Annotated in this window: 15 protein-coding genes and 1 riboswitch; of the genes, 5 read left to right on the top strand and 10 right to left on the bottom strand. The window is 52.8% G+C overall.

The genetic code is table 11. The annotated features are described in order from the left end of the window. Positions 1 to 201 precede the first annotated feature (201 nt). The 3 genes from ACTID9_RS05215 (at position 202) to ACTID9_RS05205 (ending at position 4,299) form a co-directional block, all read left to right on the top strand. Complete coding sequence (locus tag ACTID9_RS05215) at positions 202 to 996, top strand: carbon-nitrogen hydrolase family protein (RefSeq protein ID WP_441070188.1); 795 nt, start codon at positions 202 to 204, stop codon at positions 994 to 996. 21 nt (positions 997 to 1,017) lie between these two features. Then, entirely contained in the window at positions 1,018 to 2,364 is a 1,347-nt protein-coding gene (locus tag ACTID9_RS05210; RefSeq protein ID WP_441070187.1) for an APC family permease, read from the top strand. A 150-nt stretch (positions 2,365 to 2,514) separates the two neighbouring features. Continuing rightward, positions 2,515 to 2,709, top strand: a riboswitch (Lysine riboswitch). Positions 2,710 to 2,826: 117 nt separating this feature from the next. Continuing rightward, positions 2,827 to 4,299: an amino acid permease gene (locus ACTID9_RS05205; protein WP_441070186.1), complete on the top strand. Its 1,473-nt coding sequence runs from the start codon at positions 2,827 to 2,829 to the stop codon at positions 4,297 to 4,299. 72 nt (positions 4,300 to 4,371) lie between these two features. Here ACTID9_RS05205 and ACTID9_RS05200 read toward each other — a convergent pair whose 3' ends face one another. Next, the gene (locus ACTID9_RS05200; RefSeq protein WP_441070185.1) at positions 4,372 to 5,754 is read right to left on the bottom strand and encodes a putative bifunctional diguanylate cyclase/phosphodiesterase; all 1,383 of its coding nucleotides are present in this window, start codon (positions 5,752 to 5,754) and stop codon (positions 4,372 to 4,374) included. Between the two features lie 198 nt (positions 5,755 to 5,952). Here ACTID9_RS05200 and ACTID9_RS05195 point away from each other — a divergent pair, with 198 nt between their 5' ends. Beyond that, positions 5,953 to 6,342, top strand: a complete 390-nt coding sequence (locus ACTID9_RS05195) for a hypothetical protein (RefSeq protein ID WP_441070184.1) — start codon at positions 5,953 to 5,955, stop codon at positions 6,340 to 6,342. A gap of 70 nt (positions 6,343 to 6,412) precedes the next feature. Here ACTID9_RS05195 and pstB read toward each other — a convergent pair whose 3' ends face one another. The 6 genes from pstB to ACTID9_RS05165 form a co-directional block, all read right to left on the bottom strand. Then, entirely contained in the window at positions 6,413 to 7,165 is a 753-nt protein-coding gene (gene pstB / locus ACTID9_RS05190; RefSeq protein WP_441070183.1) for a phosphate ABC transporter ATP-binding protein PstB, read from the bottom strand. Positions 7,166 to 7,180: 15 nt separating this feature from the next. After that, positions 7,181 to 8,065, bottom strand: coding sequence for a phosphate ABC transporter permease PstA (pstA, locus tag ACTID9_RS05185; RefSeq protein WP_441070182.1), 885 nt, complete (start codon positions 8,063 to 8,065; stop codon positions 7,181 to 7,183). Next, the gene (gene pstC, locus ACTID9_RS05180) at positions 8,066 to 9,022 is read right to left on the bottom strand and encodes a phosphate ABC transporter permease subunit PstC (RefSeq protein WP_441070181.1); all 957 of its coding nucleotides are present in this window, start codon (positions 9,020 to 9,022) and stop codon (positions 8,066 to 8,068) included. A gap of 105 nt (positions 9,023 to 9,127) precedes the next feature. Next, positions 9,128 to 9,988 carry a phosphate ABC transporter substrate-binding protein gene (locus ACTID9_RS05175; RefSeq protein ID WP_441070180.1) on the bottom strand — a complete coding sequence of 287 codons (861 nt, stop codon included), beginning with the start codon at positions 9,986 to 9,988 and terminating at the stop codon, positions 9,128 to 9,130. A gap of 27 nt (positions 9,989 to 10,015) precedes the next feature. Further along, positions 10,016 to 11,164, bottom strand: coding sequence for a TolB family protein (locus tag ACTID9_RS05170; RefSeq protein ID WP_441070179.1), 1,149 nt, complete (start codon positions 11,162 to 11,164; stop codon positions 10,016 to 10,018). Positions 11,165 to 11,299: 135 nt separating this feature from the next. Beyond that, on the bottom strand, positions 11,300 to 11,962 hold the full coding sequence (locus ACTID9_RS05165) for a response regulator transcription factor (protein WP_441070178.1): 663 nt from the start codon (positions 11,960 to 11,962) through the stop codon (positions 11,300 to 11,302). Between the two features lie 426 nt (positions 11,963 to 12,388). Between ACTID9_RS05165 and ACTID9_RS05160 the strand changes: the two genes are divergently transcribed. Then, positions 12,389 to 15,586: an Ig-like domain-containing protein gene (locus tag ACTID9_RS05160; RefSeq protein WP_441072423.1), complete on the top strand. Its 3,198-nt coding sequence runs from the start codon at positions 12,389 to 12,391 to the stop codon at positions 15,584 to 15,586. Between the two features lie 80 nt (positions 15,587 to 15,666). Here the strand turns inward: ACTID9_RS05160 and ACTID9_RS05155 are convergent, their stop codons facing one another. From ACTID9_RS05155 to ACTID9_RS05145, 3 genes are read right to left on the bottom strand one after another with little or no spacing between them, the layout of a single operon-like run. Then, positions 15,667 to 16,884 carry an ABC transporter permease gene (locus ACTID9_RS05155; protein ID WP_441070177.1) on the bottom strand — a complete coding sequence of 406 codons (1,218 nt, stop codon included), beginning with the start codon at positions 16,882 to 16,884 and terminating at the stop codon, positions 15,667 to 15,669. Continuing rightward, positions 16,881 to 17,603: an ABC transporter ATP-binding protein gene (locus ACTID9_RS05150; protein ID WP_122918205.1), complete on the bottom strand. Its 723-nt coding sequence runs from the start codon at positions 17,601 to 17,603 to the stop codon at positions 16,881 to 16,883. The genes ACTID9_RS05155 and ACTID9_RS05150 overlap by 4 nt, the downstream gene beginning before the upstream one ends. 1 nt (position 17,604) lies before the next feature. Further along, positions 17,605 to 19,230, bottom strand: a complete 1,626-nt coding sequence (locus ACTID9_RS05145; RefSeq protein ID WP_441070176.1) for an efflux RND transporter periplasmic adaptor subunit — start codon at positions 19,228 to 19,230, stop codon at positions 17,605 to 17,607. Between the last annotated feature and the right edge of the window lie 105 nt (positions 19,231 to 19,335).

The raw sequence follows: 19,335 nt of genomic DNA, 5'->3' as shown, positions 1-19,335 counted from the left end.
GTAGTTATTGATATTAAAGCCAACAAACGCAATCAAGTTACAATTTGATGATTTTTTTCATCAAATGATATGTTCATTGTAGCAAAAAACGTGATGAAATCAATCCTTCCGCTTTTGGCATAGCGCTTGCATTTATGCAAGACAAGCACGATAGACGCAAAAACACTTGCGTTTCATTCCCACCAAGAAGGAGGTCCATCCATGCGCATCGCCATGGCTCAATTTGCCCCGCACCTCGGGGACAAAGAAGCGAACATTCATCTCATGACCCATTACCTGAACCAAGCCAAAACGCAGCAAGCCGACCTCGTCATTTTTCCTGAACTCGCTCTTACCGGCTATTCGGTCGGCGAGCAGCTGGAAACGATTGCGGAAACGACGGAAGGCCCGTCGCTTGCAACGTTTAAGGAACGGTGCAAAGAACTGGGCATCGCCGCGCTGGTCTCCTTTCCTGAGCGAAATGGCAACCGCTTTCATATTTCGAGCGCCTACATTGACGAGGACGGGACGATCGCGGGCGTTTATCGCAAAACCCATCTCTTCAGCTCCGAACTGGATTATTTCACGCCGGGCGACGAGTGGCCCGTCTTTTCAACCAGGCACGGAAAAATCGGCATGATGATCTGCTACGATCTGGAGTTCCCGGAGGTAGCCCGGCTCTTGCGCTTGAACGGTGCGGAGCTGATCCTGGTCAGCACCGCAAACATGGTGCCGTATCAAAACTACCAAAACATCTACATGCAAAGCCGCGCGATGGAGAATGAAGTTCCCCTCGCGATTTGCAACCGGCTGGGCACGGAAGGTGATCTGATCTTTTTCGGCCACAGCATGGCGGTAGACCATGAAGGCAGAATCGTCCTGCACATGGGGGATAAAGAAGATGTACAGACGACAGAACTTTCCCTCAACAGCGAGAAAGATACGAAGCTGAACTATGCGGGCAACCTGCACCCGACGATTCGGCAATCATTGTTGACCTCTTTGAAGCGCACCTAATCTCGGAAAGGATGAGCCTTGATGGAACAGAATCATTCTTCTTCACTCAAGCGGACATTGACCTTGACTCCGCTTGTCTTGTTTGGACTGGCCTATATGGCCCCGATGATCGTTTTTGGCATTTATGGCGTGCTGGCTGAAGCAACGCACGGCCTGGTTGCCACCGCCTATGTGATCGCGCTGATCGCGATGCTGGTGACGGCCTACAGCTATGGGCAGATGGTACGAGCCTATCCGGTATCCGGCTCCGCTTACACCTATACGCGCAAGTCAATCCATCCCAATCTCGGCTTTTTGGTCGGCTGGTCCGTCCTGCTCGATTACGTCTTTTTGCCGATGGTCATCTGGCTGATCGGCAGCGTCTATTTGCAGGCCGCGTTTCCTACGGTACCGACCTGGATTTGGATCATCGCCTTCATTATCATCACCACGGCCATCAATATGATCGGGATTCAAGTCACGGCCAATGTCAACTTTCTCATGATGCTGTTTCAATTTCTCGTTATTTTGCTGTTCCTGATTTTCTCGATTTACAGCTTGCTGCACGGAAAAGGAATGGGCACGCTGTTTTCGGCAGATCCGTTCTTCAACGGACAGGTTCCAATTACGACCGTGCTCGCGGGTGCGGCGGTCGCCTGCTATTCCTTCCTCGGCTTTGACGCGGTCTCCACGCTGTCCGAGGAAACGATCGATCCGGAAAAAACCATCCCGCGCGCCATCATGCTGATCGCACTCTTCGGCGGGGCCATCTTTATCGTCGCCTCGTATTTCAGCTATCTGGTGTTCCCGGACTACACCAAATTCGCCGATATCGATTCAGCCGGCTTCGAGATCGCCCGATTTATCGGCGGCAACTTGTTCAGCGCGCTTTTCATCGCCGGGCTGATCACCGCCCAATTCGCCTCCGGCTTGTCGGCGCAAGCCAGCGCGGCACGCATGCTGTTTGCCATGGGACGCGACTCGGTGCTGCCAAAACGGATTTTCGGGTTTATTTATGAGAAATACAAAACCCCGCTCTTCAATTTGTTCATCATTGCGATCATCGGGCTGCTGGCTTTGGTCATGGACGTCTCCACTTCCACATCCTTCATCAATTTCGGTGCGTTCGTGACGTTTACGTTCGTCAATTTTTCGGTCATCGGACATTATTATGTGAAGGAGCGCCAGCGCGGCGGCGGCAACTTTTTCCGCTATCTGTTGATCCCGCTGATCGGCGGCTTGCTCGATTTGTGGCTTTTGGTCAACCTCGATATTCATGCCATCACGCTCGGCTGCATCTGGGCGGTCATCGGAATCGTGTACTTGTTCTTTCTGACCGATTTCTTCCGGAAAGAACCGCCGGAGCTTTCGTTTGAAGAAGAAAAGTAAAAGCTGCCCTCCTGGTAGACAAGCAGGAGGGCTTTACCATGTTCATCATGAATCGGCAGCAGCCAGCATCCTAATTATTTCTATTGAAAAATATTTTAATTCGGATATACTTTTTTACATACAAATGCATAGCTTTATCCTCATCACGTTCGATGAGGTAGAGGTCGCGGCTTTTATCAGTATGTTGCACGAGGTCCAGAGAAAGATCAGAGACTGCAATAGAAAGGAAACGCCGCCGAAGTCTTGCTTGTCGCTCTGGACAAGCGGGCTGGGGCTGCACTCGAAAGGGGCAGAACTGTCACGTTTGCTTTACGCCTGAAGCAGACGTGTTGTGCTATCTTCAGTGAAGGTTTGGTGGGGATTTGTAACGATACCGTTCTATCCTTTGATAACGGTATTTTTTATTGCTCCGGCCTCCTTCTCAGCAACAAAATCTATTTGAGAGGTTGTGACCGTACTCACATGGCAACACCGCAAGCACCACGACACACTACTGGCACCGCACCGCAGCTGAAACGCGGTCTGCAGGCGCGCCACCTGACGATGATTTCGCTGGGCGGCTCCATTGGAACCGGCTTGTTTTTGGCAAGCGGCGCTTCCATTCACGACGCGGGACCGGGCGGCGCGCTCGTCGCGTATCTGGCCATCAGCGTCATGGTTTACTTTTTGATGACGAGCCTGGGCGAAATGGCGACCTTCATGCCGGTAGCCGGCTCTTTCTCCACCTATGCCACCAAATTCGTCGATCCGTCGCTCGGATTTGCACTTGGCTGGAATTATTGGTACAACTGGGCGATTACGATCGCCGTCGAAATATCAGCAGGCGCACTCATCATGAAATTCTGGTTTCCGTCTGTCCCTTCACTTGTCTGGAGCGCCTTGTTTTTGCTTCTGATGTTTGCTTTGAACTACATGTCCGTCAAGGCGTACGGCGAGGCCGAATATTGGTTTGCCCTGATTAAAGTGGTTACTGTCATTGTCTTTATCGTACTGGGCGTGCTGATGATTTTCGGCATCATGGGCGGCGAAGCGGTCGGCTTCAAAAACTTCACCGTTGGCGATGCGCCGTTCAACGGCGGCTTTATGGCAATTCTCGGCATCTTCATGGTGGCAGGCTTCTCGTTCCAGGGAACCGAGCTGGTCGGGATCGCCGCAGGGGAAAGCGAAAACCCGCGCAAAAACGTGCCGAAAGCGATTCGCCAAATCTTCTGGCGCATCTTGCTCTTCTATATTTTCGCCATTCTCGTCATCGGTCTTTTGATTCCGTATACGACGGAAAACCTGGTGAACGGAAACATTGAGGACGTGGCGATGAGCCCGTTCACGCTTGTCTTCCAGAAAGCCGGACTCGCGTTCGCCGCTTCCGCCATGAACGCGGTCATTCTTACCTCCGTCCTGTCGGCAGGGAACTCGGGCATGTACGCATCGACTCGCATGCTGTTCGAACTGGCCAAAGACGGCAAAGCTCCGAAATGGTTCATGAAGCTGAACCGCGGCGGTGTTCCGATCAACGCGCTTCTCGTCACCACCGTAATCGGCATGGCAGCGTTTCTCGCTTCCTTGTTCGGTGACGGCACGGTTTACATCTGGCTTTTGAATGCGTCCGGGATGTCCGGCTTCATCGCTTGGCTCGGCATCGCGGTCAGCCACTACCGGTTTCGCAAGGCGTATCAGCTGCAAGGACGCGATTTGTCGGCGCTGCCATACCGGGCGAAATGGTTCCCGTTCGGACCGATCTTTGCGTTTATCGTCTGCTGCATCGTCATCATCGGCCAAAACTACACCGCTTTTACCGGCAGTGAAATCGATTGGAACGGCGTCCTGGTTTCCTATATCGGACTTCCGCTGTTCCTCTTGACCTGGCTGATTTACAAATGGGTGAAAAAGACGAAAGTGGTCCGCTTGGAAGACTGCGAATTTCGCGAAATGGAATAACGATTCAATGGAAAGAAGACGGCCTGCCTTAAGGTCGTCTTTTTTGTGCAGGGCGTTGTCAGCCCCTGCTTTTTACCCGTTTTCAGATGCTTGTGATTTGAGCGCGTGCGGCTTGTATCGAAGGATGGCGAACAAATGCGGCAGCTCTTCATACGGGAGCGGCTTGCTCACCAGGCTTCCCTGCATGTAATCGCAGCCGAGCGCGCGCAAATAATGGAGCTGCTCATACGTTTCCACACCAGCGGCGATCACGGGCAACCCGAGCTTGTGCCCCAGTGCGATCAGCGACTGGACGATCGTTTTGCCGGTTTTGTCTGCGCCGATTTCCCCGATGAAGAGCGGATCGATTTTGAGCAGATGAAGAGGCAGCAGCTTCAATGAATGAAGCGATGCATAGCCTTTGCCAAAATCGGCCAGGCAAAGCGTCACGCCGATCGCGCGCAGCTCCTCCCCCAGCTCGCTGTGAACGTCTCCATCCGCGCACAGCTCATGCTCCCTCACTTCCAACACGAGCGAATCGGGCGTCATCCCGGTTGCCCGCAGCACACGCTTCACTTCTTCCCAAAAAGCCGGCTGCTTGAGTGAGTGGAGCGAGATCGGGATGGCGATGACGGAGTTCGGAAGATGCAGCTTCCGGATTTCTCTGTTTTTTTCACATGCCTCTTTGAGCATCCACGCCTCAATCTCCCGCATCAACCCGGCACCGGCTGCGAGCGGGAGAAGCTCATCGGCCAATACCGCACCTGCCTGCGGGTGTTCCCACCGGATCGATGCTGCAAAGCCACGGATGTCTCCGCCAGGCAGCGCAAATTGCGGCTGGAAGGATAAAACAAATTCGTTCCGCTGCAAGGCGCCGCCGATGTGTTCCTCCAGCATCGCTCTGCGCTTGACCGCCTCGTTCATTTCCTCGGAGTAGTGCAGCGCATGATTTCTCCCCGTTTCTTTCGCCTGCAGCAGCGCCGTGTCCGCATTCTTCAACAGCTCGAGGCCATTGTCGCCATTGTATGGATAAAGCGCTGTTCCCGCGCTGAACGTCACGTTCACCGGTATTCCCTTGACGAAAAATCCTTTTGAAAAAAGCCCGTAAATGCGTTCCACCTGTCGGGCCAGCTCGTTTTTGCTCGCGACATCTTCAAAGATGATGCCGAAGCGGTCCGCGCCGATCCGGCTGACGGTTCCCGCCTCTTTAACATATCGCTGCAAGATATAGCTGATTTTGCGTAGCAGTTCATCTCCAAACAAGCTGCCTCGCGCTTCGTTGATACGATCAAAATGGTCCAAATCCAGCATGACGACAGCAATGCCCGCATCTTTTCGCCTTGCTTTATGAACCAGTTTGTTTAACTGCTTGATCAGCCGGGTGCGATTCGGCAATCCCGTCAAAGAATCGCACTGTCCCACGACCTGACAGATTGCATACAAAATGACACCTGGTACAAGAATGCTCTCGATCATTGTTGCGCCCCCTGAATGTATAACTCCCGGCATCATTATGCATAAGAGGCATTAGAAAAGTTCTGCAACGAATGTAAGGAATCTATGAAGTTCCTTAACATTTTCCCCGCACGTTTTTGTCCCGCAAATTTTACAATGAAGTCCTCTGTCTTATGCTATGCTGATAATGGATATGACTATTGGACAGGAGGATGGCTGATGTCCGAAACGATGCTTGCCCTCATTCTCAAACGGCTTGAAGTCTTGGACGAGCTAAAACAGATCGTCTGCTCACTGCGAGATGGCCAGGAAGAGATCCGGGCGGAAATGGAAGTTTTATCACGTACGGTAGCGAAAATCGAGGGGAGAGTGACTGCGATTGAGGTTGACATGCGCGCAATGAAAGCAGATATTGCCGAGCTGAAAACCGATGTGGCGCAGCTTAAACAAGATGTCGCTATTTTGAAAACCGAAGTTGCCGAGCTTAAACAAGACGTCGCTGAGCTGAAAACCGGTCAACTCCGGCAGAACGACATGCTCGCCACCCTTTCCTATCGTACCCTGGATCATGAATCACAGCTGCGCAATCTGCGCCGAACCGCAAACTGAACCATTCATTCCATGCAATAAAAAAAGCGCAGCCATCACCGCATATTCCCGATGACCGCTGCGCTTTTTCTTATCCGAATCGCCCAGAAATATAATCTTCCGTGCGTCTGTCGACAGGGTTTTGATAGATGCTGGAAGTCCGATCATACTCAACCAGCTCGCCGTTCAAAAAGAAACCGGTGGAATGCGAGATGCGTGCCGCCTGCTGCATGTTATGCGTGACAATCACGATCGTATATGCCTTTTGCAATTCGCCGAGCAGCTCCTCAATTTTGGCGGTCGAAATCGGGTCCAAAGCGGACGTCGGTTCATCCATCAGCAAAATTTCCGGGTTGATCGACAAAGCCCTGGCGATGCACAGCCGCTGCTGCTGCCCGCCCGATAAGCCGTACGCCGGTTTTTTCAACATATCTTTTACCTCATCCCACAGCGCGCCTTTTCTCAGGCTGGTCTCGACGATTTCATCGAGTGTGGAACGCTTCGTAATCCCATGCAGCCGCGGTCCGTAGGCGACATTGTCATAGATGCTTTTCGGAAATGGATTAGGCTGCTGGAACACCATGCCCACATTTCTCCGCAGCAGTTCGGTGCCGATCTCGGTTTGGTAAATATCCACGCCGGAAATTTTCACCTGACCGCTGATCGTAACCCCGGCGATCATGTCGTTCATCCGGTTCAATGTCCGTAAAAATGTCGACTTTCCGCATCCCGACGGCCCGATCAAGGCCACGATGCTCCGCTCCTCGATGTCCATCCGGATTTTTTTCAACGCGTGATGCTTTCCATAATGCAAGTCCAAATCTCTCACTTCTATGATTGGCACAGTACAAGTCGCTCCTTAGCGCATTTTGAATTTGCGTTCGCTGATCCACACCGGAATTCGCAAGAGGAAATTAAGCAACAGCACGACAAACACCAGAACGGCGGCCGATTTGTCCGCGATTTCCCGCGCGTCCTCGACGATCGCTTCCGATTGGACATACCACAGATGGACCGCCAGCGTCTCCCCTGGCGAAAACAGGGAGAAATCCCACATCGCCCCAGATGTCGTCGTTCCCGCTGTCAAGATAATCACGGCAGACTCCCCGTACGCGCGCCCGGCCACAAGGGAAATCCCTGTGATGATGCCGCTAAGCGCCGCTGGCAGGACGACCGTGCGGATGCATTGAAATTTGGTGGCTCCCATCGCATAGGAAGCCTCGCGCAGTTCTTTGGGCACCGCGCGGATCGATTCTTCCGTCACCCGCGTCAGCACGGGCAAATTGAGAAACGCCAGGCTGACAGCACCGCCGATGATAGTGAGGCCGACCTGGAAGTAGCCGACGAACAGCGCCAAGCCGAACAAGCCGAAGACGATCGACGGCACCGATGCGAGGCTTTCCACGCACATGCGGATGAAGCCCGTTAACCGATTGGCAGGCGCGTATTCCGCCAGGTAAATCCCCGCCCCGATGCCGATTGGCAGCGAAAACAGCAAGGATAGCGCCAGGACATAAAAAGAGTTGAACAAGACAGGCCCGATACCGCCGCCGGCATCAATCTCTTCCGGCAGCTTGATCAAGAAATCCCACGTGATCGCAGGCAAGCCTTTGCTCAAAATCGTATAAAGCAGCCAGCCGACCAGCGTGATCGCCCCGATCCCCATCCCCCAGAACAAGAGGGTCGCCATGCGGTCAAGAAAGCGGGAAAAGCCGTTTTTGCGAGAAAGCACTTGTTTGCTCATTTACGCAGTCTCTCCTTTGGGGCGAATCAGACGAATGATGGCAATCAACACGAGAGAAAGGAACAAGAGCAAAAAGGCCATCATGTACAACGAATAGTTCCACGTGGAATCAAACGGCACATTGGAAATCTGCATGACAATGTTGCTCGTCAAGACCGATGTCGGCACAAACAAACCTGTCGCCAGCTGCGCCGTATTGCCGATCACCATAACCACCGCCATCGTCTCGCCCAGCGCGCGCGCCATCCCCAGGATGATTGCCGTTACGATCCCTTTTCGCGCCGCAGGCAGGACGACGCCAAAAATCATTTGCGTGCGCGTTGCGCCGAGCGCATAGGCCGCGTGACGATATTTCCCGGGAACGAAGCTGATTGAATCGTCGCTAATCCGTGTGATCGTGGGCAAAACCATGATCGCCAAAACGAGCGCTGCTGCCAAAATCCCGTCCCCCATCTCTTGCCCCGTCACTTCACGGATGAACGGAATCAAGACGGTCAAGCCCAAATAGCCATATACGACCGACGGAATCCCGACCAACAGATCGAGTACGGGACGCAGAATGCGTTTGACCCAGGCCGGTGCGATTTCCGACAAAAAGATGGCGATCCCGAGCGATAGCGGCGTCGCGATCAACAAGGTCAGCGCCGTCAGCACCAGCGTGCCGAAAATGAAGAGAAATGCACCGAACTGATTGTTTTCCGGCACCCATTCGGAGGAAAACAAAAAGGTCGTGAGCGGTACTTCCTGAAAGGTGAGAAATCCTGTTTTGCCGACGAAATAAATGATTGTAAAAAGAACGACGCAAAGGATGAATCCGCTCCCCAGGCAAAAGAGCTTGAACAGCCGATCCGAAATGCGGGTGCGAACGGTGCGATCCAGCCACGATGTCTTCTTGCCCTGCTCCAGGGACAAGGACGATCGCGGTTTGACCGGCGCTTTTTCAACTACTTTCTCCATGACACCTACCTCCTGCTATGTAACCACGCGGGTGACCGCTTGACTTGGAAACGCGATCAGCCCCATGTGCACTACAGGGGCTGATCGTGAACAAGCGATTTTTGCTTATTTCATGCTGGCAATCGGGATGAATTTCATTTTTTTCAAAGAGCCTTGTTGGAAGGCAGCGCTTTGTACGTAATCGATAAATGCTTTTGTTGCACCTGTTGGCTGGCCTTTTGTCATGTAGTAGCCATAAGCCCAGATTGGGTATTTTTTGTTGATAACGTTATCGACGGTTGGATCGATGCCGTTGAATTTCAGCGCTTTTACATCCGCCTTTACATACACCAGGTCGATGTAGCCAATTGCGTTTGGCGTTGTGCTGACCGCTGTGAACATGTCACCGCTGGATTTCACTTCTTTGTAGTTCGCGCCGCTCTTCATGAACTCTTTGTTGTTCAGCGCTTTGATTTGGTAGTTAACGCGTGTGCCGGAACCGAAAGCGCGGTTTACGACGACGATCGGTGCATTGTCGCCGCCGACCTCTTTCCAGTTGGTGATTTTGCCGGAGAAGATGCCTTGCAGCTGCTCGCTGGTCAAGTTGCTGACCGATACGTTTTTATTGACGATCGTGGCAAATGGGATAACAGCTACTTTGTGGGCAACCAACCCGGGGAACTTCTTGAAGCCAGGTACGTCTGTCGACGCATCCCAGTCGCACGCCCCGATGTCTGCGATGCCTTTTTGCACGGATTGCGGCCCTGTGACCGAACCTGCGCCGGAAGCCGGAATCGAAACTGCCGGGTTGAGCTTTTTGAATTCAAGCGCCGCCTGTTTGGTCAAAGGCAAGAGAGCTGTCGAGCCAGCCACAACCACTTTGCCTGTAGCAGCCGCGTTCGCTTCAGTTGGAGCCAAACCGCCTGCGGAACCGATCAAGAGGGCTGCCGTAACAGCCAAAAACGTAAGCTTTTTAAACATTTTCATGGACAATAACTCCCTTTCTCACACCTATTATTTCGTTACGTCAACAAATTTGCCGCCAGACAAAACTGCTACTTTTTCCCCTGTTGCGGTTGCTTGGGTTACCGCGATTTGCTTGGCATCGGCAGAAACGACAACCTGGATCGTTGCATCCGGTACATCCCACTTCTTCACTTTTACGCCGCTTGCGCCATCCACTTGGTACACCGCTTTTTTGCCCGCTTTATCGGCAGCCAGGACAAACAGGTGGCCATCTGGCGTTCCGGTGCTTTGCAGCACGTTCAAGTCAGTCAAAAGGTCTTTTGTTTCTTTTCCGTCCGTCGTGACCACTTTCAATACAGAAGGCTGGTTTTCTTTTTCCACATCCGCGCTCACATAAGCAACGCGCCCATTGTGCAGCAGCGTGACGAACGATTTGTTATCGGATTTGCTTGTCAGCTGTAACGCTTTGCCATCCTTAACCGTCGTATCAAATACGAAGAGCTGCGGCTCTGTGCCAGCGAGGTCAAGTTCCACCTTCGCCTGCTCGACGGATTCCACATTGTTTTCCTTGACCGAATCAGCCGTCAGCGTGCCGTCTTTCTCAACGATGTACACCAATTTGCTGCCATCCTCGGAAACCTGCAGATCGGATTTGTAATTGACTTTGTCATCAAGCACGGCGCTCACTTTACCGTCGGCAACCGTCATCTGTGCAATTACGTTTGCTTTATCCCCTTGGATAAAGTAGAGCTTGCTTCCGTCCTTGGACCATTGCAGATCAGCCTTGTAGCTTTTGTCCTCGCTCGCTTGCTTTGCCGTGTGGGCAGCCAAATCGACGATGAACACCAGGTTGGCGTCATTGGTATATGCCGCGTATTTTCCGTCCGGGGAAATCACCAGATCAGCTGCATCGCTTGTGCCGCCAACGACCGGCGCGTATGTACCTGCTGGAACCTGGACCGTGAAGTCCTGTTTGCCCTCTTCGGTGATGTGTGTGACCAGAATCGTGCTGGCACCGATCCAGCGAGGCGTACTGCTGAAGCCCGCTAACACATTGACAGGCGCTGCAGCCGCTGTTTTCGCGTTGACAGCAGCTGGTTTGGCCGCTTCGGCAGCATGAACCAATCCCGGGGTGACAACTGGCAAAGAGACTGCCAGTGCAGACGTAAGAATGACTCCAGTGACAAAACGTTTCATCGATTCTCCTCCATATGAACAAGCATCATGATTCCATGGCTTTACTGTACAGCGCGAATATTAATGAAAATATTGGTATTTGTTAATCATTGTTAGAATTGTGTAAATCATTTACTGGGAAAAAATGCACTTTCTTTAGTCGCCCTTCATATCAGAACCGCTCAGATAAAAGCCCTTGTTCGTCACGGTCTTGATCCAAAGCTGTCCGTTCGATGCCTCCCCCAGCTTTTTGCGCAAATTGCAAATGTGCACATCGATGACCTTGCTGGTTGCTTGGATGCGATTGTCCCAAACGGAATGAATGATTTGCTCCCGGCTTGTGATCTTCTTTTGGCTTTTGACCAAGAGTTCCAACAGCTTGCTCTCAATCCGGGTCAACTGCAAGGAGTACCCTCCCCATTCAAAGGAACGCGCTTCCATATCCAAATGAATGTAAGGGCCTGGAACATGGCGGGCTGCCTCCTTACGCTTGAGGATGACACGAATGCGGGTCGCCAGCTCCCGCTCGGAACACGGCTTCACCTGATAGTCATCCGCTCCGAAGGCCAAGGCATTGACCAGATCCTGCTCATCCCGCGAGTTCGTCAGCACCACAATGGAGGCATGCGGATATGCGCGCCGGTAACGAATGACCATGGGAGCTGATGTGGCACCCTGGCTGTCGATAATAATGAAGACGACCTCTGATCTGCTCGCGGAACCTCTCTCCTTCAGCAGATGAAGGGAGTGTACTTTGAACTGCTCACGAAGCCGTTTGTACGTATTTGCTTGTCCGTCAACATAGATTCCCCTTCTCATCGAGTCCCTCCGAAATATCTTTGCATCAAAGTAAGAGTGTACCGAGAAAAGGTTAAGGTTTTTTAAACGCAGTGTGTAAAGTTTCCATCTTTTTGTTAAGATGTCATTCACAGAATCGGGCCGCTTCATGAAATGACTGGTGTTTCCTTCATTCGGCCTATTTCTGTCGCATCAATGCCACCTTTGGCAAACAATGGTATAATGGCTTATTAGCGGGAGGTGATATGTGGGGAAAGGATCGACTGCAAAAGAAGAAATGACACGTTCCCATACCGTGAACGAACGGCATTCATGCATAAATCGGCTCATTGGATCGCATCGTGCTCCTACCGTACGATCCGATCGCATGTTTTTGAGGGGAACGCCGCATGTCTGGCAAGACCAGCGGCGGGGAAAATGAAAATGGCAGGTGAGATTTACGTGAAAATGATCAGAATCATAGCACTGTTCGTATGTATGTGTTTATTGGCGCAGCAAGCGGTATCTGCGTATCCTGTGCTTGTACCGGCTAGCGGGGCAAAGGCTGCCGTTTCCTGGGGGAAGGGGCTGGTTGCTGATACTGCGGCTTCTGTGACGCTCACAAGTATACAAATAAAAGGAGCGTTCGCCGGTACGTCTGAGGTCCAGTTCACTGTGGAAGGGAAATACAGTGACTCAACCACCGCGACCATTGATAATGCCGCAGTTACCTGGAGTTCGAGCGATTCGAACGTCGCAACGGTTTCCAGTGGAAAAGTGACGTTTACTGGAAAAAATGGCACCGTGAAGATTACCGCGTCCTACCAGGGCCAAACGGATGAAATCTCGACCACGATCGCAGACAAATCCGTGCTCACATCCATCGAAATCAACACAGGTGGAAAAGGATTCGCTTTTGATCCAATGCCTGTCCAGCTGTCCGTGAAAGGATTTTATGACAACGACCTGGCAAATCCCGTACCATTGACAAATGTCTCATGGTCGACGAGCGATCCCAACATCGCCACCGTCAGCTCGTCCGGTTTGGTCACGTTTACAAAAATAAACGGGACCGTCACGATCACAGCCGAATACCAAGGGAAACGCCATTCCGTGACGACAACCGTGACGGGACAAAACGACTTGACCGCCATTTCGTTTAACGAAGCGTTAGCCTATAGCACAACGCCCGTCCAATTGACGGTAAAAGGAACATATTCGAACGGGACGACAGCTGTGCTCGGCAGCGTATCCTGGACAACAAACGCACCAGATGTCGCGACGGTTGATAAAGGGAAAGTCACCTTCACCGGAAAAAGCGGGACAGTGACAATCACGGCCTCTTATCAGGGGAAAACAGCGACTGCCACCGTTACCGTCCCCGTCACCGTAACAGCAATCACAATCAACGAGTCGCTAGCCTACAGCACGACGCCTGTCCAGCTGACGGTCCGCGCTACCTACAACAACGGCACGGCACAAAACGTGAGCGGCGCAACGTGGACATCGAGCAATCCGAGCGTTGCTTCGGTGGATGGCAATGGCAGAGTCACCTTCACCGGTTTGAACGGGGCCGCCACGATCACCGCTTCCTATCAAGGAAAAACGCATAGCGTATCGACAACGGTGAACAACTCGCTTTCGCTCATTTCCATCGCGATTGTGCAATCGTTGTCTTACAGCACCACACCGGTCGCGCTCAGCGTTAACGGCTACTATGCCAATGGCAGCACGCAGCCGCTGGCAGGAGCCACATGGACATCGAGCAATCCATCTGTGGCGACAGTGAACGCACTGGGGCAGGTCACCTTTACAGGAGCAAACGGCGCGGTCACCATCACCGCCTCCTATAACGGGCTGACGAATTCCGTCTCCACCATCGTGGATCGCCCCACGACCGTGCAGCTCGTTTCATTGGCGATCAATACGCCATTCGCCTATAGCAACTATCCGGTTCAATTGACGCTGACCGGCGTGTATTCGGATCGTTCCACCCAAACGCTAACCAATGCGTCGTGGGCATCAAGCAGTACCGCTGTCGCCACCGTCGATGCCAACGGACTCGTCACCTTTACCGGCGCGAACGGCTCCGTCACCATCACGGCGACCTACAACGGTCTGAACACTTCCGTTTCGACGACGGTCAACCGCAATACGGTCAATCTGACCAAAGTGACGATTTTTGGCTCGATTTCCTACAGCACAACGCCTGAAAAACTGGTTGCGCTCGGACATTATTCCAACAACACGACCGAGATTTTGCAAAATGCCAACTGGAGTTCCAGCAACACGGATGTGGCGACCGTCAACAACAAGGGGGAGGTCACCTTCACCGGTAAGGACGGCTCCGTCACCATCACAGCGGAATACCAAGGCTTCAAGGACTCTGTCAGCACAGTGGTCACCTCGGGGGAAAAGCCAACCTCCATCTCGATCACGACGTATTTTGAGTACGACGAAGATCCTTATCCATTAAAGCTGTACGCGACCTATAAAAACGGCAACCGCGTATTGGTCGACAACAATGCGGTCACGTGGAGTTCGGACAATACGAGTGTCGCAAAGGTAAGCACAAACGGGACGGTGACCTTTACCGGAAAAACGGGCCGTGTCACGATTACCGCTTCCTACAAAGGTTTGACAGACTCGGTCACCACCAAGGTTGATTCGGATACGGTGGAAAGCATCTCCATCCGGGAAAATCTCGAATACGACACCGATACTGTGGAGCTTACGGTTCGCGTCAGATACAACGATGGTTCTACGAAGGTGGTCAACTCATCGAAAGTGGAATGGTCCTCCGACAACACGCGCGTAGCGAAAGTGAACTCCAAAGGGGTCGTCACCTTTACGGACAAAGAAGGAAAAGTCACCATTACCGCAAAATACGAGGGAAAAACCGATAAAGTCAAAACGACCGTGACCGCCTCCGACATCCGGGACAAGGAACGGTCCAGCTCCAGCAAAGGAAGCAGCGGCTCCAGCTCCGGTTCGGGCTCAAGCTCCAGCAATTCGAGCCGCAAACCTTTTGCCAGCTCGGTCATTGACGCCTCCTCTGTGGAATGGAACATTTCTACGCTTGCGAAAAACATGAACGCGATGCGCGTAAGCGACTTTTCTGACACCGCCTATCACTGGGCACGCAAGGAGATCAAACTGGCTCGCGGCTTGAATTTGACAAAAGGCGAGCCGAACGGCACCTTCAAGCCGGACGCATTCATTACCCGTGAAGAATTCGTTGCGTTGATCTGCCGTGCCTTCCAGATCAATCCCGCATCGTACGGCAATACGTTCCACGACACCCAAAACAGTTGGGCGAAAGGCTACATCGCCGCATTGGCAGCCAAGGGCGTGGTCAAAGGCAACCAGGACGGCACCTTCAAGCCGGAGAGCAACATCACCCGCGCCGAAATGGTCACCATCATTTCCCGCTTGCTCAACTCGCGGGAGCTGCCTGATTACGGCAGCGTCTATTTCTCCGATACGCAAAATCATTGGGCGAAAGATACGATTTCACAAATCAGCCGCGCTGGCCTGGTGAAAGGAACCGACTACAATCGGTTCGCCCCTGAAGCAAATACGACCCGCGCAGAAGCGATCGTCATCTTGCTGCGGACGCTGCGTTTAAGCCCGTCGATCAATTCCGCGATCTCGTCTGTTCTGTAAATCCGACAAGTCCCCGCATTGGGGGCTTGTTTTTTTTGCGTCGAACAAAATCAGCCGCCTCCTGCGAGACGGCTCCCTTCTTACTCATAGCGCAATGCATCGATCGGCTTGAGCTGCGCCGCTTTTCTTGCCGGATACACCCCGAACACGACGCCGACGATCATGGATGACATGAACGCGTAAAAGACGGGTGCAAAGCTGATAGCAATCGTCATGCTGGCCAGCTTCCCAACCAAATACGCCGCTCCGATTCCCACCAGGATGCCCACAATGCCGCCCAACAGGCTCAACGTCACCGATTCAATCAAAAACTGCCGCAAAATATCGCTCCGCTTGGCCCCAATCGCTTTGCGAATCCCGATTTCTCGCGTCCGTTCCGTCACGGAGACGAGCATGATGTTCATGATCCCGATGCCGCCAACCACGAGGGAAATCGCTGCGATCCCCGACAACAGCGCCGTCATGACACTGCTCACGCCTTGCGCAGTCGTCAAAATATCCGTCTGCGACCGGATCTGGAAGTCATCTTCCTGGCGAGGACGCAAATTGTGCGCGACACGCAGCGTATTTTGAATGTCGTACTGCGCTTTCTGCATCATGTCGGAAGACGATGCCGAGACATAGAGGGTACTGATGTTTCTGCCTCCGGTCACACGGCTCATGGCTGTCGTAATCGGAATAATCACCTTGTCGTCATTGTTTGTCATGCCTGAGCTGCCCTGGCTTTTCAAGACGCCGATGATCTCAAACGGAATCTTGTTGATCTGGATCGTTTGGCCGATCGGATTGACGCTGCTGTCTCCGAACAGATTGGTAACGATTTCCGATCCGATCACCGCCACATTGGCGAGGCCCTTCACTTCAAAATGGTTAAAAAATCTCCCCTGCTGCACCTCGGCATTGCGCACCTGTGGAAACGATTCGTTGGTTCCTTCCAGGGACGTCGAATAGTTTTTGCTTTTCCACACGAGCTGGCCCCGGCCATTCACGCTTGGCGCCACGCCTGCGATCGACTCGTTTTTCTCCAATGCTTCAACGTCCGCGAGCTTGAGCGTGTTCATCGAGCCTTGGCCCAAGCTGACTCCGCCCTGCTTCGCCTGACCAGGCATGACGATCAACAGGTTGCTGCCCAGCCCGTTGATCTGCGAGGCGACGTTTGCCTGTGCGCCTTGCCCGATGGAAACCATCGCGATCACGGCGGAAACCCCGATGATAATGCCCAGCATAGTCAAAAATGCGCGCAATTTATTCGTTCTGATGCTTCGCAAGGAAACCCGTATGCTTTCCGCGAAATTCATGTGCTCACTTCCTCAAGATGGGCCCATCGTCTCTGGGTAACCAATTCATTTGCAATAATCTGTCCGTCGCGGAACCGCACGATTCGTTTGGCATATTCCGCAATATCCGGCTCATGGGTGACGAGAATAATCGTTTTCCCCGCTTCATTCAGCTGCTGGAATATGTTCATGATTTCGATGCTGGTTCGCGTATCGAGCGCCCCTGTCGGCTCATCCGCGAGCAGGATCACCGGATTGTTGACCAGCGCCCGCGCGATCGATACCCGTTGCTGCTGACCGCCTGACAGTTCGTTCGGCTTGTTGTGCAGCCGATTGCCCAGCCCCACGCTGACCAGCGAAGCGATCGCCCGCTCGCGCCGCTCCTTTGCGGAGACGCCCCCGTACAGCAGGGGCAGCTCCACATTTTCCACAGCGGACGTACGCGGAAGCAGATTGAAATTTTGAAAGACGAATCCGATTTTCTGATTGCGGATGACCGCCAAATCATCATCATGCGCCTCGGAGACCGGAAAACCGTCCAGGTAAAACTCTCCCGATGTCGGCTTATCCAGACAGCCGATTACGTTCATCATCGAGGATTTCCCGGAGCCGGACGGCCCCATGATCGCGACGAAATCGCCTTCTTCAATGGTCAGATTCACGCCGCGCAGCGCCTGGATTTCCTGATCGCCAATCGTATAGATTTTTTTCAGCTCTTCGATTTCGATAACCGTCTTCATTCTAGTTCCTTCCTCTCGAGCTGCCCCCGCCGCCAAAGTTGCCACCTCCGCTGAAGCCGCCTCCGCCAAAGCCTCCTCCGCCAAAACCGCCCATTCCAGGCATTCCGCCCTGGTTTTGGCGCGAGCTTGAGCCAGATGAACCCGAGGTGTTTTCCATCGTCAGCACGACTTGCTGGCCTTCTTCCAGCCCTGAGGTGATTTCTACCATATTGGAGCTGTAGTACCCGATTTTCACTTCCTTGAAGCGATACGGGAAGTTGCCGATTCTGCTGCTTCTGGACTTCCCATTCTCCTGCTGCGTTCCTGTTGTTGATCCAGTATTTCCTGAGGCCGTCGTTCCCGTTGACGTAGTGGAAAGGTAGACCCCGTCTTTGCCGCCCTGCGTTTTCAATGCGGCTGCCGGAACATACAGCACGTCTTTGTGCGTGCCGACCACAATCGTCACATTTGTTGTCATGCCGGTTTTCAGCAAGCCTTCTTTATTGTCGACCGTCAGCAGCACTTTGTAGGTCGTGACGTTCGATTCCGTGCTCGCCTCCGGATAAACCAGCGAGACTTTTCCTGTGAACGTCTTGTCCTCATAGGTGCTGGATGTAAACGTCGCGTCCAATCCTTCCTTCACTTTGCCGATGTCGCTTTCGCTGATTTGCGCCAGCACTTCCATGCTGCCGGAATTGGAGTTGTCCATGATGATGAACGGTTTCGACGGAGCTTCGCCCATGTTTCCGTTCACTTGCACGATGACGCCGTCCATCGGTGCAACGATCGACAGCGACTTGAGGGTCGTTTTCTCCTCCTGCAAATTCGCTTCCGCCTGTTCGACCGCTGCTTGCGCCGTCTGAATCGCCGACACTTCCGGACCTTGTTTGGCGTCGTTTAATTCCTGTACCGCCGTCTCGTAATTCGCTTGCGCTTCCTGCAGGCTGCTCTTCGCCTGCGCCTGGGTCTGCGTGCTTTGCAACATCGTGTTGTCATAATCGATTTTGGCTTGATCCAGGCTTTTCACGGCCTGATCGTATTCGCTTTTGGAAATGATCCCTGCGTCATACAGCTTTTTCTGCGTGTCAAAATTGTTTTGCGCATCTTGCAGGTTCGCTTTTGACTTGGTCACATCATTTTGCGCTTTTTTGATGTCAAAGCCGCTCTTCGCCGAATCGAGTGCCGCTTGCGCTTTGGTGACATTCGCTTGCAGCGCGGCCATTTCGGCAGCGGTTTTGGTTTTTTTGGCGTCATCGAGCTTCGCCTTTGCCGAGAGCAGGTTCGCCTCCGCCGCCTTTACCTTCACCTTGCTGTTCGTATCATCCAGCGTCGCGAGAACTTGGCCCGCTTTTACATGGTCGCCAACTTTGACGTTGATCGCCGTGAGGGTTGCCGTCTCATCGGATGGCGAAAGAGAGATCCGCTTGGATGCCTGCACCGTACCGGATGAAGTGACCGATTCCGTCACATCTCCCCGCTTCACCGTGGCCAGCTGCATAAACGTATTGGTCGTTGTAGTCGTCATGATTCGATAGACATAATAGCTCCCCGCCAGAAACAGGGCGACGCAAATCAGACTGATGATCAGCCTTTTTCGTTTTTTCGATTGTAAAATGGTAGGTAGGTTCCCCCTAATTGCTTCAGCCATTTTTGCTTTCTCCTTCCAACACGCATCGGGTGTATGAATCGTTCTTGATGTAACTGTACGTCAGATTTGTTTCAGGAGAATGTCAAAAGGGGGAAGGGGGGGATT

Source organism: Brevibacillus fluminis, from assembly GCF_052072235.1.
Classification (GTDB): Bacteria; Bacillota; Bacilli; order Brevibacillales; family Brevibacillaceae; genus Brevibacillus_D; species Brevibacillus_D fluminis_A.
This window is presented reverse-complemented; position numbering and strand designations above follow the sequence as displayed.

Excerpts from the sequence above, each read along its gene's own strand:
- ACTID9_RS05175 (WP_441070180.1), bottom strand. The coding sequence starts at position 9,988 with ATGAAAATGTTTAAAAAGCTTACGTTTTTGGCTGTTACGGCAGCCCTC.
- ACTID9_RS05145 (WP_441070176.1), bottom strand. The coding sequence starts at position 19,230 with ATGGCTGAAGCAATTAGGGGGAACCTACCTACCATTTTACAATCGAAA.
- ACTID9_RS05165 (WP_441070178.1), bottom strand. The coding sequence starts at position 11,962 with ATGAGAAGGGGAATCTATGTTGACGGACAAGCAAATACGTACAAACGG.
- ACTID9_RS05150 (WP_122918205.1), bottom strand. The coding sequence starts at position 17,603 with ATGAAGACGGTTATCGAAATCGAAGAGCTGAAAAAAATCTATACGATT.
- ACTID9_RS05170 (WP_441070179.1), bottom strand. The coding sequence starts at position 11,164 with ATGAAACGTTTTGTCACTGGAGTCATTCTTACGTCTGCACTGGCAGTC.
- ACTID9_RS05155 (WP_441070177.1), bottom strand. The coding sequence starts at position 16,884 with ATGAATTTCGCGGAAAGCATACGGGTTTCCTTGCGAAGCATCAGAACG.
- ACTID9_RS05215 (WP_441070188.1), top strand. The coding sequence starts at position 202 with ATGCGCATCGCCATGGCTCAATTTGCCCCGCACCTCGGGGACAAAGAA.
- ACTID9_RS05200 (WP_441070185.1), bottom strand. The coding sequence starts at position 5,754 with ATGATCGAGAGCATTCTTGTACCAGGTGTCATTTTGTATGCAATCTGT.
- ACTID9_RS05195 (WP_441070184.1), top strand. The coding sequence starts at position 5,953 with ATGTCCGAAACGATGCTTGCCCTCATTCTCAAACGGCTTGAAGTCTTG.
- ACTID9_RS05205 (WP_441070186.1), top strand. The coding sequence starts at position 2,827 with ATGGCAACACCGCAAGCACCACGACACACTACTGGCACCGCACCGCAG.
- ACTID9_RS05160 (WP_441072423.1), top strand. The coding sequence starts at position 12,389 with ATGATCAGAATCATAGCACTGTTCGTATGTATGTGTTTATTGGCGCAG.
- pstC (WP_441070181.1), bottom strand. The coding sequence starts at position 9,022 with ATGGAGAAAGTAGTTGAAAAAGCGCCGGTCAAACCGCGATCGTCCTTG.
- ACTID9_RS05210 (WP_441070187.1), top strand. The coding sequence starts at position 1,018 with ATGGAACAGAATCATTCTTCTTCACTCAAGCGGACATTGACCTTGACT.
- pstA (WP_441070182.1), bottom strand. The coding sequence starts at position 8,065 with ATGAGCAAACAAGTGCTTTCTCGCAAAAACGGCTTTTCCCGCTTTCTT.